The following is a 15,172-nucleotide window of genomic DNA, read 5'->3' as shown; positions in this document are numbered from 1 at the left end:
TATGAAAAATAATTTTTATCAAGAAGACGCATTATTAAGTAATGAGCTTTCTAATAGAGGATTCTTACTCACTAAAGTTGATAACGTTATAGGCTGGGCGAGAGCTAATTCCTTATGGCCTATGACTTTTGGGCTTGCTTGTTGTGCGGTTGAGATGATGCAGGCAGCAGCAAGTAGATATGATATGGATCGCTTCGGTATGTTATTTAGACCAAGTCCAAGACAGTCCGACCTTATGATAGTTGCAGGAACGCTTACTAACAAAATGGCACCGGCTCTACGTAAAGTATATGATCAGATGGCTGAACCTAAATGGGTACTTGCAATGGGTAGCTGTGCCAATGGCGGCGGCTATTACCACTTTTCCTATTCGGTAGTGCGTGGCTGTGATAGAATTGTACCGGTTGATGTATATGTCCCTGGCTGCCCTCCTACCGCCGAAGCATTAATTTATGGGCTTATGCAGTTACAGAAAAAAATTAAAAGCACTACAGGTTTTAAGTATGACGCTAGACAAACTCATTGAAAGACTTGCAGCTAAATCTAGCATTTTAATAACTCCGATCACGGTTAAAGATTACTTAGCTTATAAAATTGAGCCGAATTTTTTATTGCCGTTTTTAAAAGCTTTAAAAGAATCGGAAGAATTACGCTTCACTTTACTTACTGATTTATTTGGGGCTGATTTTCCTCAGAATAACGTAGTCAATTCAGTTGGGCTTGGCTACAAGGAGCAAGGTGCGAAGCCTATAACTCATAGGAGAGCGACAAGCAACAATGTAGGCGAGTCCAAATCAATTGACTATAAAAGGTTTGAAGTAGTATATAATTTATTAAGCTTAAAATTAAATAAGCGTCTTATAATAAAAGTATATATATCTGAAAAAGAAACTATACCTTCAGCAATGAATATATTTAGTGCCGCTTGTTGGTATGAACGTGAAGTGTATGATATGTACGGAATAAATTTCGAGGGTAATAACGATAAAAGACGCATACTAACCGATTACGAATTTGAGGGGCATCCATTACGTAAAGATTTCCCGTTAACAGGCTATACACAAGTTAAATATGATGAGAAACTAAAGAAAGTAGCTTATGAACCGGTCGATTTAGACATAGAATATCGTGAGTTTGATTTTAGCTCGCACTGGCATAGCCCGAGTTATGTATTGCCAGGTGATGAGAAGGCAACCGATGTCATTCCTGCGAAAGCAGGAATCCAGAAATAAAATGAATGTCATCCTATGCCTTGATTGCGGAATCCAGAAAAAATAAAAAAGACTGGCCCCCGTGGGCAAGCGCACTAGGTAACAGTAGGAAAAATACTATGACTAACAACACTAAAACTATAACTCTAAACCTTGGTCCACAGCATCCGGCAACTCACGGAGTTTTAAGGTTAATCCTTGAGATGGACGGGGAAGTAGTAAATAATGCCGACCCTCATATTGGGTTACTTCATCGTGGTACGGAAAAGCTTATTGAGCATAAAACATATTTGCAGGCTATACCATATTTTGATCGTCTTGATTATGTTTCGCCGATGTGTCAGGAACATGCATTTGCTTTAGCGGTCGAGTCGTTATTAGAATGCGAAGTCCCACGAAGAGCTCAGTTTATCAGGGTACTATTCTCAGAACTAACAAGAATTTTGAACCATACTTTGAATATTGGCAGCCAAGCTTTAGATATCGGTGCTACTACTCCTTTATTATGGCTCTTCGAAGAGCGAGAAAAGATCATGGAATTTTACGAGCATGTTTCCGGCTCTCGTATGCATTCAAACTACTTTAGACCGGGCGGGGTTGCAGCAGATTTACCTGAAGGTTTACTTGAGGATATAGATAAGTTTATAGAACAGTTTCCTCCTAAACTTCACGATATTGAAAGTCTACTAAATGAAAATAGATTATGGAAACAACGTTTAGTAGATATCGGCGTTGTGTCTCAAAAAGAGGCAATGGACTGGGGGTTTTCAGGACCAATGCTTAGAGGTTCGGGTATAGCTTGGGATTTACGCAAGTCAAACCCTTATGACGTTTACGATGAAATGGACTTTAAAGTACCAATCGGCAAAAACGGTGATTGTTACGACAGATATTTCGTTCGTATACTTGAAATGTACGAATCAATCAAGATAATCAAGCAATGTATAGAAAAAATGCCGAAAGGTGCAGTTAAAACCGATGATCCTAAATTAATACCACCGACAAGAGCCAAAATGAAAGAATCTATGGAAGCAATGATTCATCATTTTAAGCTCTATACGGAAGGATATAACGTCCCAACCGGCGAGACCTATAAAGCCGTAGAAGCCCCTAAAGGCGAATTTGGTGTATATTTATACTCGCAAGGAGGTAATAGACCTTATAGATGTCGTATTAAAGCACCCGGCTTTGCTCATTTGCAAGGACTAGATTTTATGTCTAAAGGTCATTTAATGGCAGATGTTATTACTATTATTGCAACGCTTGATATAGTATTTGGTGAGATAGATAGGTAATATATTTGTCATGCCGTGGCTTGTACTCGCGTTGCTCTTGTCATTCCTGCGCAAGCAGGAATCCATAAAATAAAACTAAAAAACAAAAAATGTATTGGGTATATATATGATGCTCTAATAATGGTACTTTATATCGGTATTACTAATAATATAATACGTCGTGCTTATGAACATAAACAAAAAATAATAAAAGGTTTTACCTCAAAAAATAATATTATAAAGCTTGTTTATACAGAAGAATTTACTGATATTCAAGAAGCATTTACAAGAGAAAAAAACTTAAAAAAAATGGCAACGTAGTTGGAAAATAGAACTGATAGAAAAAACTAATCCTGAATGGAAAGATTTAATTGAATAGTTCTATGGATTGCTGCTTTCGCAGGAATGACATAAAACTATACCGTACTAAAAATATATGAATACAAAAATTACAAATTTTACATTTGATAAGAAAAATTTAAATCTAGCAGAAGAGATTATAAAAAAATATCCACCGCATGGAAAAAGAAGTGCAATACTTCCGCTGCTTGATCTAGCACAACGTCAAAACGGCGGCTGGCTACCTGTTCCTGCTATCGAATATGTCGCAAATATGTTAGAAATGCCTTATATACGGGCTTATGAGGTTGCAACATTTTATACTATGTTTAACTTAAAGCGAGTTGGTAAATATCATATCCAAGTATGTACTACTACTCCTTGCTGGCTGCGTGGTAGTGATGATATAATGAAAATTTGCGAAAAGAAATTAGGGGTAAAACTCAAAGAAACTACTGAAGATCAAAAATTTACTTTAAGCGAGATAGAATGTTTGGGAGCATGCGTTAACGCTCCGGTCGTACAGATTAATGACGATTATTATGAAGATCTAAATCAAGAAAAAATGGAAAACATAATAGACAAGCTTCAAAATGACTAGAATCTTATTATTATTACTTAGATTTTATCAATATTTCATTTCTCCACTATTTGGCAATAATTGCCGGTTTCACCCCACTTGTTCTGAATATGCCAAAGAAGCTATATCAATGCACGGCAGCATAAAAGGCTTGTGGCTTACCCTTAAAAGAATCATCAAATGCCAACCGTTCTGCGACGGCGGATATGATACCGTTCCAATCTCTATAAAAAATTCTAAACCACTCAATAAAAAAATATAAATTATGTTTATGCAAACCTTAAATATACCTTAGGCTTAGACCTTTCTTCTGTTGAAAAATTTATTACGGAATATAGAAAATTTTTAGATACATGTTATGATAAAGGATATTTTATTAGATCCTATACATCCAAGAATTGGCGGTATTATTTTAGCTAATATAGAAAAACTAAGTCAGCTTAAAGATATATTAAGAGAAGATCTTTTTTATATAAATAATTAGCTGAATATGAAATTACTAAGTTCACTCCTACAAAATGGCATAAGAATTTAAATATTTTTTTAAAAACATGAATAAACTAATCCCTTTACCTCGTGAATTTTTTGCAAGAGATACTAATGTAGTAAGCACTGAGTTAATCGGTAAAGCTCTTTATTTCCAAGGTAAAACAGCTATCATTACTGAAACTGAAAGCTATATAGGGCAGAATGATCCTGCTTGCCATGCAGCAAGAGGGCGGACAAAAAGAACGGATATAATGTTTGGTCCTGCAGGCTTTAGCTATGTCTATTTAATTTACGGAATGTATTATTGTTTAAATTTCGTAACCGAAGCTCAAGGCTTCCCTGCTGCAACCTTAATAAGAGGTGTACGTGTTATTTCGCCTGAAAATCTATACCTCAACGGTCCGGGTAAATTATGTAAATATTTAGGAATTAATATTTCTCATAATAAATGCGACCTTATAAATAACAACGAATTTTTTGTCGGCGATATCGGCTTAAAGCTACCCTACTCTACTACTGCTCGTATAGGTATTACTAAAGGCACGGATAAATTATGGCGTTATGTTGTTACAGATATCACTAATTTAAGCTCTCAATATAATGTATAGCCTTAATAAGGTCATATTGATTTACGGCGCAAGGACCTTGAAAAGATTTGTCTAATATAAATAATAACAAAAGCATTGATGATGAAGTGATACAAACTAAACCAACCGAAATCTTATGTAAATAAAGCTTGGTGCCAAGCATACAGACAAAAATTAAATTAATAGCAGTCATTATACATACAACTATCCAATATTGAATATTTAAGGGAAAATAGGACATTTTAATCCTGTTATACCTTACTGTATAAAGCTCTTTTATCTCCTCAATGATTTCCTACTTAGTCAATAGCTGCATTTGCTCGCTTGCTTTATAAGCTTGTAGTCTCTTATTAATATCTTGGAAGAAACTAATAGCTTCATGACTGATTTGCTTGCTGCCTTTCATTAATTACCATTCACGCTGCATTATATCTTTGGTATAATTTTTAATATCTAGATAAATTGTAGGTCTCATTTCATGGAGAAGCCAACCTACACTATCTGCAAGCCTCATCAACACTATAGATTCTACTGCCACCCCTTCTTGTGCTTTATTAAAAATTACCGAGTAAATAAATTAATACAAAACCGGTTGATACCGCATACACACTACCGACTACACCCAAAAACCCGCCAAGACTTCCAAGCTCTTCTTTTTGAAAATTATTAGGAATAATGTATTTTGTTAAATATAAACATCCCGCATAAAAACTCATCAAAACAATATTAGACACGGTATAGATAAAGTCAATTATATGATTATATAGGTATTATTAACCATATCCTGCTGAATATTTATGTAATATACTAGAAATAAGAGTTTGATAAGGTAATCCCTCATAAGCAGCTTTTTGTTTTATGCTCATTAAATCACTACTAGAAATACGAATATTTATTCGAGTATCTTTTTTTTAAATAATTAGCTGCTGCCACTTGTGCTATATGTTTCTCTTGTTCAAAATTTTTAATTCTTTGCCATTCATCATTTGCAAAAGACTCCAGCAATGCGTTTGCTTCAGCATCTAGTATTATATTTGATATATTCTCTTGATTTCTCATTACTTTTTCCTATTTTTAGATATTTCTGAGTAGCTTTGCGACGTGGAATAATAGTCTTTAAAAAAACTGTTCCATCAACTTCAATAATAAAAGGCACTAAATAGGCGTATTCATTAAATTTAACTATATACATTTTTTGCGCTGAATATTTATTAGGATTTGGATGTTCTATTATATCCAATAAACAATTACTTTCTATAACTGATATTATTTCTTCAAAACTTACCTTGCGCTCACTTATTAACTTATAATTTTTTTTCAGCAGAAAAGCTATCATTACCTTTCTTTGTCATCTTATACTATTAGTCCAATGTATGCTTTATGTCAACACTACACTTCCGTCTCTTCTAAGACTACTGTAGAATCAGCAAGTTTAGTAATTTTTTCAATTTTTAACCGAGCTTCTTTTAGTTTTTTCTCACAATGATTCTTAAGTAAAATACCTCTTTCAAAGCTATTAACTGCCGTCTCTAGACTCTCTTGTCCGTTATCTATTTTTTTAACAATTTCCTCAAGCTCTTTTAAAGCTTCTTCAAAGCTAATATTTGCTTCTAAAGTTTTAGTATTAGTCATTTATTTTTATTTTTTAATGGTTATCTGTAGTAGTTGTGTCTTCAGTTGTTTGGGGTATAAGCAATTTTTTTAGCTCACTACTATCAAAAGTTTTCTTAGGAGCAAAAATACTCCCTTGCATTTTTATATTAAGATGTGCCAAACTATCTTTATCAGAACGTGTATTTGAGGTATTTAACTTAACAAGCCTTGCCGGCACATAAAATGATAAAATACTAGATGCATCCATATCAAAATTATATATATTAACTGCAAAAGAGGCCGCACCGCTACTATATTGTGTTGCAAATTTTACTTTCTTTAAAAGGGCAATACCTTTTTGTAGTTCAATATCACCGCTTATACCTCTAATATTTTCTTGTCCTGTGGTTATAGCACTATTTATATCTTTATCTAAATTTTGTACCTTATAATCAGCTGTATCAATTTTTTCTATAAAAGAATCAATTGCAAAATTATTAACATCTATATTGTTTATAGCAAATTGTGATTTTGTAGTAAGGTTATATAGCTGGCTTTGAAGAGTGTTACCGTTAGTTCCTAAACTACCGCTTATACTTATTTTCCCGCCACTTGCAGTAAATATTTTAGGCATAAGAGCCAAAACTTTATTTAAATCTATTGTATTTAAAGCATATACGAAATTTATAGCATAAGGTTCTAATAAAATATTGCCGTTACCTTGAAGCTTACCGCCTAATAATCCTGCTTCAATATTATTAAATTGTAATAAATTATTATTATTTACTACATAAAATTTAACATTTTTCAATATTAAATCATTTTGTAATAATGTTGACAATGTACCGAAAACTTGTAAGGTAGCTTTATCTAAACTATAATCATTTATTAATTTATTTCTTAAATTAAGCATTCCTGCCGGTGATAATAAATCAGTAGTAAGATTACCGTCCTTAATTTCTACGGTCAAAGACGGTAATACACTTGATGCATCTAAGTTCCAGCTAGTTGATAAATAGCTATTAGCAGTTTTAAAATCTAAATTACTAATTTTTATATTAGCCGGTACGATTTTAGCCAGCAAATTCATTTTGTCAAATACATGATCGTTATACTTAACGCTATCTATCAGAATATCTAAATTAGCTAAATATCCTATTGTTCTAATAGGGATGAATTTACTTGGATAATCTAGAGCTTTCATATCTTTAGTTAAATTTTTTGTAAATTCGATAAGCGGCGAAATTATTGGATACGTTCTACTGCTTAAGTCAAGCGAAGATATATTAAGCGTAGCGTCTAAACGAGGTGTTTGAGCAATAAATTTACTAGAAAAATTTCCTGATAAATTTAAATTATCTGTTTTGAGTAATAAATTTTTAAAAAATAAATCTATTAAAGTGAGTTTTAAATCCGATGACAAGCTAAAAGGAATAGCTTCTTTAATAGTAACGTCGTTAAATCCTAAAATATTCAGTAACGAATTTATATCGTTGTGCTTTAAATATAGTTGTCCATCGAACATACTTCTAACGGCATTCTGTGTTACATTACCTGTAAGCTTAAATTCTCCACCTGATTTAATATTACCTGAAAATTCATTTATCTTTAAAGTACCCTTTGATAAGTTAGAAGAAAAGACTATTTTTTCTAGTTCTTCATTATTACTTAAAATTATTTTGTTAATTGCCACATCTGCTTTAAGTAATTTATCGGCAAAAATAAATCTAATATTTGAAGAAGAAGTATTAAATGTTACCTCTGCATTTGGAGAAATTAAAGAACTTAAATCTATTTTAGGAAAATCTAGTTTTACATTAGTAGTAATATTATCATTTTTAGCAATGTTAACAAATCCATTACCAATAATAAAAGACGATGCTATTACTATGTCTTTTAGCTCTATTTCATCTGCATTATTTGAAATATTAAATTTAACTTTTACTGCCTCATGTTGATTAAATTTATTAAAAAGATGGTTTAAATCCGGTAATATATTATACATTACCGATGCTAAATTTTTAATCTGATATTCACCACTACCGCTAGTAAGCTTAGAATCTTTGTAAATTTGCGATAACTTAAAACCATAATCATTATTATCAATATTAAGACTAAAATCTACTATATCGTCACGTTTATTAATTGAACCTGAAATTTTACCTATATAGTTACTTGTAGTTTTAAATATGTAATTAGACGATAAAGCATTTTCTTTTTTTAATATACAATTACTAAAATTTAAAATAGAATAATCTTGTTTATTAATAATACTTAGATTAGTAACATTTAGATTTATATTTTGTAATTTATATTTACAGAAATTCTTTATTAACTCTTCATGATTATAAATATTTAATAGATTAGAATGTGAATAAAATTTAGCATCTAATATATCTATTTTATTAATTTTAGGATTAAATTTTATAAGCGACCACAACGAAAAATGAATTTTAATCTGCTCTAAATCTAACTTTCCTTCTTCTCTTATCGTCTCAATAACTAAATAGGGCAAAGGAAATTTATTCATCTTTATTTTTCCGATATTTTCTTTTGCAATTCCTAAATGACTGGTAAAATTATTAGTAACCGAATTATAGTTAACAAACGATAATGCACCAAACATTATAAATAACAATAATGAGAAACAAATTATGACGCCGGCAGCTATTTTTTTTATCATGTCTGTAAAAAAGTTTTTAAATATATTATTATATATAATTATCAAAATTTAAAGGCAAATTAATGAATTCTTTAGAAAATTTAATTTTAGTCGGTGTAATAAAATCATGTCACGGAATTAAAGGTCATGTAATGTTAAAATCTTTTACCGCCCCTGCTACAAAAATACTTGAAAGAAATTTAGTAAATGAGTCAGGAGCAAATATACATATTAAGCTAATTAGCCAAAATGCCAAAGGAGAATTAATTTGTACATTTAATGATATAGCTACTCGAAATGAAGCTGAAAATTTAAAAGGTTATAAAATATTTTGCTTAAGAGCCAGTTTACCGGAACTAGAAGAAGATGAATTTTATATAGCGGATTTAACTCATTTACTGGTATTAAACCAAGATCATAAAGAAATAGGCAAAATTAAAAATATTCTTAACTTTGGTGCTGGTGACATAATTGAAATAGAATTTTCAGATCAAACAACCGAATTATTACCTTTCAATAAAGAATTTTTTCCTATTATAACTAAAGATTATGTGATTTTAAATTATCAAAGAGAAGCTTGAATAATTTACCGTAGTTTTCAATTTCTTTATAGTACCCTACAATTCTTATTCACCTCTGTCTCATCCCGTGGCTTGACCACGGGATCCAGTTAAAAATACTAAATTTATTAGTATTTATTGTTTTTATGGACCCCGTGGTCAAACCACGGGGTGACACAGTGGGTTTTACCGGTCCACGCAACAATACCTACTCGTCATGACAGAAAAACTGATCCACGCAACAACACCTCATGGGAATGACATAGAATATAATATTTCAATCCTTAATTGAATAAATTATATAAAATTGACAATTAATCCTTAAATACTATAATTAATATATGTATATAAATAGAAGGTTAAGCTCTATGCCTAAAACTTTAAAATACTCACTTATTATATTTATAAGTATAATATTATTATTAATTGTTATTCCTTTCTTTATTCCTTTAAATAATTATAAAGGAATAGTAATAGATAAAGTTAAAGAGGCTACAAATAGAGATTTAACTATTAACGGCGACATAAAATTATCTTTACTACCAAATCCCGCAATATCACTATCAGAAATTAAATTATCATCAATAAACGGTACAAAAGAACCTCATCTAGTTTCCGTTGAAGGTGCTAAAGCGTCATTGCGACTTTTGCCTCTTTTTAGAGGAGCAATTCAAGTAGCTTCTATAGAACTGCAAAAACCGATTATAAATCTAGAAGTTTTAAATAATAGACAAAAAAATTGGCAATTTTCTACACCTAATAATGCATCCAAAACAAATGAAATTAGCTCTGTAGAATCTACCGATACTAAAACTGAATTAGCACTTCCTATTTTGATTAGTCATTTTAAAATTATAGACGGCAAAGTAATATATATAGAAAAAAACAGTAAGAAAATATTTTACGATATTAACTTAGAGACTAAAATTAAAAGCCTTAAAGGTCCTATAGATTTGACTTTAGCTTTAAAAGCTTTGGAACAGCAAATTAATATAGACGGAAATATTGAAGAAATCGGTAAAATAATTCCGTTAAGTGCCAATATTAATCTTGCCGGTGCAAAAATTAAAATCGAAGGAAAATTTGATAGCGAAAATAATTCTTTCATAGGTAACGCAAATATTAAAGGTAATACTAAAACTTTAGGTATGCCTACTGATTTACAAAATGACTACGAGCTAACTACGGCAATTACTGCCGATAGTAAAAATATAGCTATTAAAGATGCTAGACTTAATTATCCAAATATAGCATTACTAGCAAATGCAAATTATGATATAGAGCGTAATAACCTAAAATCAAATATTATTATCAATCCCGGTAACATTATAACCAAGATTAGCTCTAATTTAGATAAGACAAATATTATACTACAAGCTGATAGTTTAAAACCTATACTTGACGCTCTAAAACTAAAGACTGATAAATTACTGCCTATTATTAACCAAAAACTTATACTTACTTCTAATGTCATTAGTAATTCTCAAGCAATAAAATTACAAAATATTAATTTATCGGCTGCAAATAGTAATCTAACGGGAGATATTGAGCTTAAAAATTTAGCACAAGATATAACTATTGCGCACAATCTAAAAATTAATAATTTTGAGTCGTTTATGTCTCTTATGGGAGTAAGTAATTTAAGTAAGATTGGAGTATTGCAGTTAAACGGGGGAATGCAAAAAATTAAAGATACTGTCCATATTAATAATAAAATATCTGCTTTTAATACTAATATATCTATTAAAGGAGATATTAATTTAGCAACTCAGAAGCCCAATTTTAATCTTAACTTATACAGTCCGTTAGTTAATTTGGATAAAATTCTTACAAGTAATAGTCCTACTCCTGCTCCAAATAAAACTAATCGTCCTGCTACTCAAAACATACCTACAGCTAAAAATAATTCTCCTTGGTCAAATAACCCTATTAATTTAGGGTTTTTAAATGAAATTGAAGGGCAATTATCCGCAAATATTGATAAATTAACTAACGACTCATTAATCATCAATAATTTAAAAGCAAAATTAAATATCACCGGCGGCACGCTGAATATTACTTCAGTTAATGCAAGCATTTACGGTGGCGAACTAAGTAGCACCGGTTATGTGAGTTCAGCCAAAGATCAAAACGCTGCAATTAAAATCGATTTAAAAAATGCCTATCTCAAAAATTTCACTCCGCAATCGGATAAAATAAAAATAACTGATGGGCGACTAAGCTTTAAAGCCGATCTTACTTCTCATGGTAATAGCGTTTATACATATGTTAATAATCTAAATGGACAATTTAACGTAAATAGTGATAACGGGAAAATAAGCGGATTTGATTTAAACCGAATCGCAGATGCGGTAAATAATGCTAAAAATACCGAAGGAGTATTACGACTTATTAACAGCTCCTTTAGTGGCGGATCCACATCTTTCAAAAATTTAATTGCCAGCGGAAATATAATGCAAGGCAAGCTTAATTTAAATGAATGTAGTTTAGATGCTTCACCTGCCATAACAAATGCAAGCGGTCAAATTAACTTACCACAATATATGATGGATGTTAGTGCAAGCGTTACTATTGCGGATTTACCGCCTATAGCCGTTAAATTATACGGATTCATAAATAATCTGCAGCATAAATTAGACGTTCAAGCCTTTCAAACATATTTAGTTAAAAACGTATTTAATAGCGTTATTAAAGACTTAAAAAGCGGAGAGAAGAAACCTGAAAATATTATTAAAGATGCTTTGGGTCTCAGAAAGAACAAGAATACAAATACAGAGGAACAAAGCAGCCCTCCTCCGCAGGAAAACCAACAAACAGATCCTGTGAATAAACTTCTACAAAAAGGATTGAAGAAACTGTTTTGATGTGACCGTCACGGGTGTTGTGTGACTTACTATTCCTCTCTATGTCATCATCCAGCAAAACATATAGTGTAGTAACAATGTTGAAGTTATTTTTTCTAGACTTAGTTAGCAAGCAAACTAGATGACAGTGCAAAACTCATAAATACCCACGTTTTGATACAGTTATTCCTGTGCCAGGCCTAATTGGATATACATCCTTTGTTCCCTCAGTATCTAATACTACATTAGGTATGTTTTTAGGGAAATCTTGAATTGCTTTAATAATTTTTGCTGCTTCTTCATCATAATTTGCCTTTTTCAACACAATAATAAGGTCTTCATATAATGATTTTTTTTTGGATTTAACCCTATAGCTCTTTTGATAGAAGCGAGCGCTTCCTCCGGATTTATTTTATGTAATTTATTAAAAAACTCTTTGTGATAGTATGCTTTACTTGGATCTAGTTCAATAGCTTTCTTTTATGATTTAATCACATTATCTTTTTGTTTTTCCATTAAAATAGAACTTAAACTATGAAAAACTTCAGCTTCTCTATTGTTAGATTTTTCAGTTTTATCATAAGTTTCAATAAAATTTGAAAGTTCTTCAGGATCAGTTTCAACGAATTTTCGTAGATTGTCTTTTTCTTCTTGATATTGATATCTGTTATGAAGATTGAGATATTTTTTCACTACTGTCTTTAGCAATTTCAGGAGTTTTAAACTTCCAATAAGGCAAAATTTCATTTTTATATGGTTGACAAATGCATACTCCTTGCTCACCTTTACCTACTCTATAGCTTTCTGGGCATTTACGATACTCAATATCATTTTTCCATTTATAACTTTTATTATCAAAATTTAGATAGCTTGGTTTTTCCATAACTTATGATATATTTGTAATTAATAACTACAATTTCAATGTAAGTAAATAAATCTGAATTTTGTAAAGCTAAGTAAGTATTTTAAATATCGTATGATTAAGAAAATAGTACAAAATACGAAAACTAACTTTGCACATACGTCCTAATGGAAGATCAGCTGATTACATAACGCCTAACTTCATGTATGGCCGTGCCGGAGGTTGCAGAAATAGTTATTGTTATGCGTCATAACTATGAGACATTATATATCAATGAAAATATAGATTAAATACTTGACGTATTGGATAAACATATAGCAAATTTACCAACTAAAATTTCCAATCAAACAAATTCTAAATATTGGACATATGATATAGGTTGTTCTACCGATGTAAGTTTGCATTGGAAACACACTAATTGGTTAAAAATATTTAATTTCTTTAAAGAAGATCCACGTGCTAAAGCAACTTTTGCTACTAAATATGTCAATCCTAAATTACTTAATTTTAATCCTGAAAACAAAATAAGGATTAGATTTAGTTTGATGCCGGCAAGAATGAGTGAGATATTAGAGCCAAAAACGAGTCCAATTTTCGCGAGAATAAAAACGGTGAATATTTTTATTGAAGCAGGTTACGAAGTTCATCTAAACTTTGCTCCTATTATTGCTTATGAAGGCTGGCTTACCGAATATGCAAAGCTATTTGAAGATTTAGCTCAATACATAAATAACCAATATAAACCGTTTATAAAAGTGGAATGCATATTTTGACGATAAGCAGCATGAAAGAAATATTCCCTCAAATAGATTATATAGAGTGAAGCTTTAATTTGGCAACCAAACTATACATGGAAATAAAGTAAGCGAATATGGAGTGGAGGCAAGGCGGTACATTATAAAGCCGGTATTAAGAGTAGTTTTATCTAACGATGGAGTGTGTTGCATGACAGGTTGCTCCCATGGAATAAAATACGATATATATTCTAACTCTTCCTATTTATCAAAATTACGAAACAAAAGCATAAAATTTAAAAATTACAGTTATAAACAAAAAATCACTTGCATGAAAATAAACTTATGATATGTTTCTTCACGTTGGGTTTCAATTTTATCTTCCATCAAAGTAACCCAATACTATTATCTCTCAGCTAATAGTGGATATAGTGTTAGTTGAGTACAAAAGTAAAAATATAAAAAACAAGTAAAATATCGAATAGGCAAAAAATCGTTTAGCTTGTTTGTTATCAGGGGTGTCATAGAATAAAGAACCGGCATAATATAGAAATACTACCCCAAGAATACCAGAAATTATTAAATATATAAAATTATTCATTCCAATAAAAAAAGGCATTAGCGAAACAATAAATAAAAGAATACTGTAAATTAGAATTTGTTTTTTAGTATATAAAGTCCCCTTTACTGCAGGCATCATCGGTACTTTACAGTTTTTATAGTCATCGTTGCAGAATAAAGCAAGAGCCCATGAATGCGGCGGCGTCCAAATAAAAATAATCAAAAATAATATAATCGATTCTAGAGATATAGTATTGCTTACCGCTGCATAACCTATCACAGGAGGTAATGCTCCCGATACTCCGCCAATAACGATATTTTGTATAGAACGACGCTTTAACCAAATAGTATAAATACAGATATAATAAAAAATAGTGAATAGCAGTAAAAAGGATGCAAGTAGATTAACACATAAAGCCATAAAAAATACTGCAAAAAATCCCGTTATCAAACCAAAAGATAAAGCTTCATCAGATTCTATAACTCCTCTTACTATCGGTCTTTTTTGGGTACGTTTCATTAAGCTATCGATGTCTCTATCGTACCACATATTAATTGCCCCTGCACTACCTGCCCCAAGAGCTATGCAAACAACTGCAATACCAGCAATAAACGGATGCACGTAATAAGGAGCAAGCCACATACCTACAAAACCCGTAAAAATCACAAGCAACATTACACGCGGTTTCATAAGTAAAATATAGTCTTTAACAGTACTTTGTGAATGATTGATTTTACCTAAATTGATTGGTCTTACTAAAGAACTCATATGAAATATTTTTTAATTAAATATAAAAAGTTTTAGGTTAAAAATCAATGATTGACTTTGATGCAAGAAATGTATATATTTTTTTGTAATTCAAATTAATAAATAATA

General features: G+C 31.1%; 17 protein-coding genes and 2 pseudogenes. 11 read left to right on the top strand and 8 right to left on the bottom strand.

Going from position 1 to position 15,172, the window contains the following annotated elements; all coding sequences use genetic code 11:
- The first annotated feature begins 1 nt into the window (after position 1).
- The 8 genes and pseudogenes from ACPKKV_RS03895 (at position 2) to ACPKKV_RS03860 (ending at position 4,501) form a co-directional block, all read left to right on the top strand.
- Complete coding sequence (locus tag ACPKKV_RS03895) at positions 2-526, top strand: NuoB/complex I 20 kDa subunit family protein (protein WP_392506294.1); 525 nt, start codon at positions 2-4, stop codon at positions 524-526.
- A complete protein-coding gene (locus ACPKKV_RS03890) occupies positions 504-1,232 on the top strand; it encodes an NADH-quinone oxidoreductase subunit C (RefSeq protein ID WP_392506292.1) in 729 nt (242 codons plus the stop codon). The genes ACPKKV_RS03895 and ACPKKV_RS03890 overlap by 23 nt, the downstream gene beginning before the upstream one ends.
- A 98-nt stretch (positions 1,233-1,330) precedes the next feature.
- Complete coding sequence (nuoD, locus tag ACPKKV_RS03885; RefSeq protein ID WP_392506290.1) at positions 1,331-2,506, top strand: NADH dehydrogenase (quinone) subunit D; 1,176 nt, start codon at positions 1,331-1,333, stop codon at positions 2,504-2,506.
- A gap of 89 nt (positions 2,507-2,595) precedes the next feature.
- A pseudogene (locus ACPKKV_RS03880) lies at positions 2,596-2,864 on the top strand (GIY-YIG nuclease family protein).
- A gap of 57 nt (positions 2,865-2,921) precedes the next feature.
- Positions 2,922-3,425 (top strand): NADH-quinone oxidoreductase subunit NuoE, encoded by a 504-nt coding sequence (gene nuoE / locus ACPKKV_RS03875; protein WP_392506288.1) that lies wholly within the window; start codon positions 2,922-2,924, stop codon positions 3,423-3,425.
- On the top strand, positions 3,418-3,666 hold the full coding sequence (yidD, locus tag ACPKKV_RS03870) for a membrane protein insertion efficiency factor YidD (protein WP_392506286.1): 249 nt from the start codon (positions 3,418-3,420) through the stop codon (positions 3,664-3,666). Before nuoE ends, yidD begins: the two co-directional genes overlap by 8 nt.
- A gap of 96 nt (positions 3,667-3,762) precedes the next feature.
- Positions 3,763-3,888, top strand: coding sequence for a hypothetical protein (locus ACPKKV_RS03865; protein ID WP_424492206.1), 126 nt, complete (start codon positions 3,763-3,765; stop codon positions 3,886-3,888).
- A 67-nt stretch (positions 3,889-3,955) separates the two neighbouring features.
- Positions 3,956-4,501: a DNA-3-methyladenine glycosylase gene (locus tag ACPKKV_RS03860; RefSeq protein ID WP_392506284.1), complete on the top strand. Its 546-nt coding sequence runs from the start codon at positions 3,956-3,958 to the stop codon at positions 4,499-4,501.
- Here the strand turns inward: ACPKKV_RS03860 and ACPKKV_RS03855 are convergent.
- The 4 genes and pseudogenes from ACPKKV_RS03855 to ACPKKV_RS03840 all read right to left on the bottom strand — a co-directional run bounded on the left by ACPKKV_RS03855 (position 4,473) and on the right by ACPKKV_RS03840 (position 8,756).
- A pseudogene (locus ACPKKV_RS03855) lies at positions 4,473-5,196 on the bottom strand (hypothetical protein). The gene ACPKKV_RS03860 and the pseudogene ACPKKV_RS03855 overlap by 29 nt on opposite strands.
- Before the next feature lie 299 nt (positions 5,197-5,495).
- Positions 5,496-5,816, bottom strand: a complete 321-nt coding sequence (locus ACPKKV_RS03850) for a toxin (protein WP_392506282.1) — start codon at positions 5,814-5,816, stop codon at positions 5,496-5,498.
- Between the two features lie 53 nt (positions 5,817-5,869).
- Entirely contained in the window at positions 5,870-6,112 is a 243-nt protein-coding gene (locus ACPKKV_RS03845; RefSeq protein ID WP_014014175.1) for an exodeoxyribonuclease VII small subunit, read from the bottom strand.
- Between the two features lie 13 nt (positions 6,113-6,125).
- Complete coding sequence (locus ACPKKV_RS03840; RefSeq protein WP_392506280.1) at positions 6,126-8,756, bottom strand: AsmA-like C-terminal region-containing protein; 2,631 nt, start codon at positions 8,754-8,756, stop codon at positions 6,126-6,128.
- A 62-nt stretch (positions 8,757-8,818) separates the two neighbouring features.
- On the opposite strand from ACPKKV_RS03840, the gene rimM reads away from it, so the two are divergent.
- Both rimM and ACPKKV_RS03830 read left to right on the top strand, forming a co-directional pair.
- The gene (rimM, locus tag ACPKKV_RS03835) at positions 8,819-9,316 is read left to right on the top strand and encodes a ribosome maturation factor RimM (RefSeq protein ID WP_392506278.1); all 498 of its coding nucleotides are present in this window, start codon (positions 8,819-8,821) and stop codon (positions 9,314-9,316) included.
- A 347-nt stretch (positions 9,317-9,663) separates the two neighbouring features.
- Positions 9,664-12,159: an AsmA family protein gene (locus ACPKKV_RS03830; RefSeq protein WP_392506275.1), complete on the top strand. Its 2,496-nt coding sequence runs from the start codon at positions 9,664-9,666 to the stop codon at positions 12,157-12,159.
- 136 nt (positions 12,160-12,295) lie between these two features.
- Here the strand turns inward: ACPKKV_RS03830 and ACPKKV_RS03825 are convergent, their stop codons facing one another.
- From ACPKKV_RS03825 to ACPKKV_RS03815, 3 genes are all read right to left on the bottom strand, one after another.
- Positions 12,296-12,460, bottom strand: a complete 165-nt coding sequence (locus ACPKKV_RS03825) for a hypothetical protein (RefSeq protein ID WP_392506273.1) — start codon at positions 12,458-12,460, stop codon at positions 12,296-12,298.
- A 158-nt stretch (positions 12,461-12,618) separates the two neighbouring features.
- On the bottom strand, positions 12,619-12,831 hold the full coding sequence (locus tag ACPKKV_RS03820; protein ID WP_392506271.1) for a hypothetical protein: 213 nt from the start codon (positions 12,829-12,831) through the stop codon (positions 12,619-12,621).
- Positions 12,806-13,021 carry a DUF4385 family protein gene (locus ACPKKV_RS03815; RefSeq protein WP_392506269.1) on the bottom strand — a complete coding sequence of 72 codons (216 nt, stop codon included), beginning with the start codon at positions 13,019-13,021 and terminating at the stop codon, positions 12,806-12,808. Before ACPKKV_RS03815 ends, ACPKKV_RS03820 begins: the two co-directional genes overlap by 26 nt.
- 281 nt (positions 13,022-13,302) lie before the next feature.
- Here ACPKKV_RS03815 and ACPKKV_RS03810 point away from each other — a divergent pair, with 281 nt between their 5' ends.
- On the top strand, positions 13,303-13,773 hold the full coding sequence (locus tag ACPKKV_RS03810; RefSeq protein WP_392506267.1) for a spore photoproduct lyase family protein: 471 nt from the start codon (positions 13,303-13,305) through the stop codon (positions 13,771-13,773).
- 373 nt (positions 13,774-14,146) lie between these two features.
- Here the strand turns inward: ACPKKV_RS03810 and cyoE are convergent, their stop codons facing one another.
- The gene (gene cyoE, locus ACPKKV_RS03805) at positions 14,147-15,064 is read right to left on the bottom strand and encodes a heme o synthase (RefSeq protein ID WP_392506265.1); all 918 of its coding nucleotides are present in this window, start codon (positions 15,062-15,064) and stop codon (positions 14,147-14,149) included.
- Positions 15,065-15,172 lie beyond the last annotated feature (108 nt).

The organism is Rickettsia finnyi (assembly GCF_049668125.1).
GTDB classification, from domain to species: domain Bacteria; phylum Pseudomonadota; class Alphaproteobacteria; order Rickettsiales; family Rickettsiaceae; genus Rickettsia; species Rickettsia kotlanii.
This window is presented reverse-complemented; position numbering and strand designations above follow the sequence as displayed.

Coding starts and splice junctions, on each gene's coding strand:
- ACPKKV_RS03895 (WP_392506294.1), top strand. CDS start 2: ATGAAAAATAATTTTTATCAAGAAGACGCATTATTAAGTAATGAGCTT.
- ACPKKV_RS03890 (WP_392506292.1), top strand. CDS start 504: ATGACGCTAGACAAACTCATTGAAAGACTTGCAGCTAAATCTAGCATT.
- nuoD (WP_392506290.1), top strand. CDS start 1,331: ATGACTAACAACACTAAAACTATAACTCTAAACCTTGGTCCACAGCAT.
- nuoE (WP_392506288.1), top strand. CDS start 2,922: ATGAATACAAAAATTACAAATTTTACATTTGATAAGAAAAATTTAAAT.
- yidD (WP_392506286.1), top strand. CDS start 3,418: ATGACTAGAATCTTATTATTATTACTTAGATTTTATCAATATTTCATT.
- ACPKKV_RS03865 (WP_424492206.1), top strand. CDS start 3,763: ATGATAAAGGATATTTTATTAGATCCTATACATCCAAGAATTGGCGGT.
- ACPKKV_RS03860 (WP_392506284.1), top strand. CDS start 3,956: ATGAATAAACTAATCCCTTTACCTCGTGAATTTTTTGCAAGAGATACT.
- ACPKKV_RS03850 (WP_392506282.1), bottom strand. CDS start 5,816: ATGATAGCTTTTCTGCTGAAAAAAAATTATAAGTTAATAAGTGAGCGC.
- ACPKKV_RS03845 (WP_014014175.1), bottom strand. CDS start 6,112: ATGACTAATACTAAAACTTTAGAAGCAAATATTAGCTTTGAAGAAGCT.
- ACPKKV_RS03840 (WP_392506280.1), bottom strand. CDS start 8,756: ATGATAAAAAAAATAGCTGCCGGCGTCATAATTTGTTTCTCATTATTG.
- rimM (WP_392506278.1), top strand. CDS start 8,819: ATGAATTCTTTAGAAAATTTAATTTTAGTCGGTGTAATAAAATCATGT.
- ACPKKV_RS03830 (WP_392506275.1), top strand. CDS start 9,664: ATGCCTAAAACTTTAAAATACTCACTTATTATATTTATAAGTATAATA.
- ACPKKV_RS03815 (WP_392506269.1), bottom strand. CDS start 13,021: ATGGAAAAACCAAGCTATCTAAATTTTGATAATAAAAGTTATAAATGG.
- cyoE (WP_392506265.1), bottom strand. CDS start 15,064: ATGAGTTCTTTAGTAAGACCAATCAATTTAGGTAAAATCAATCATTCA.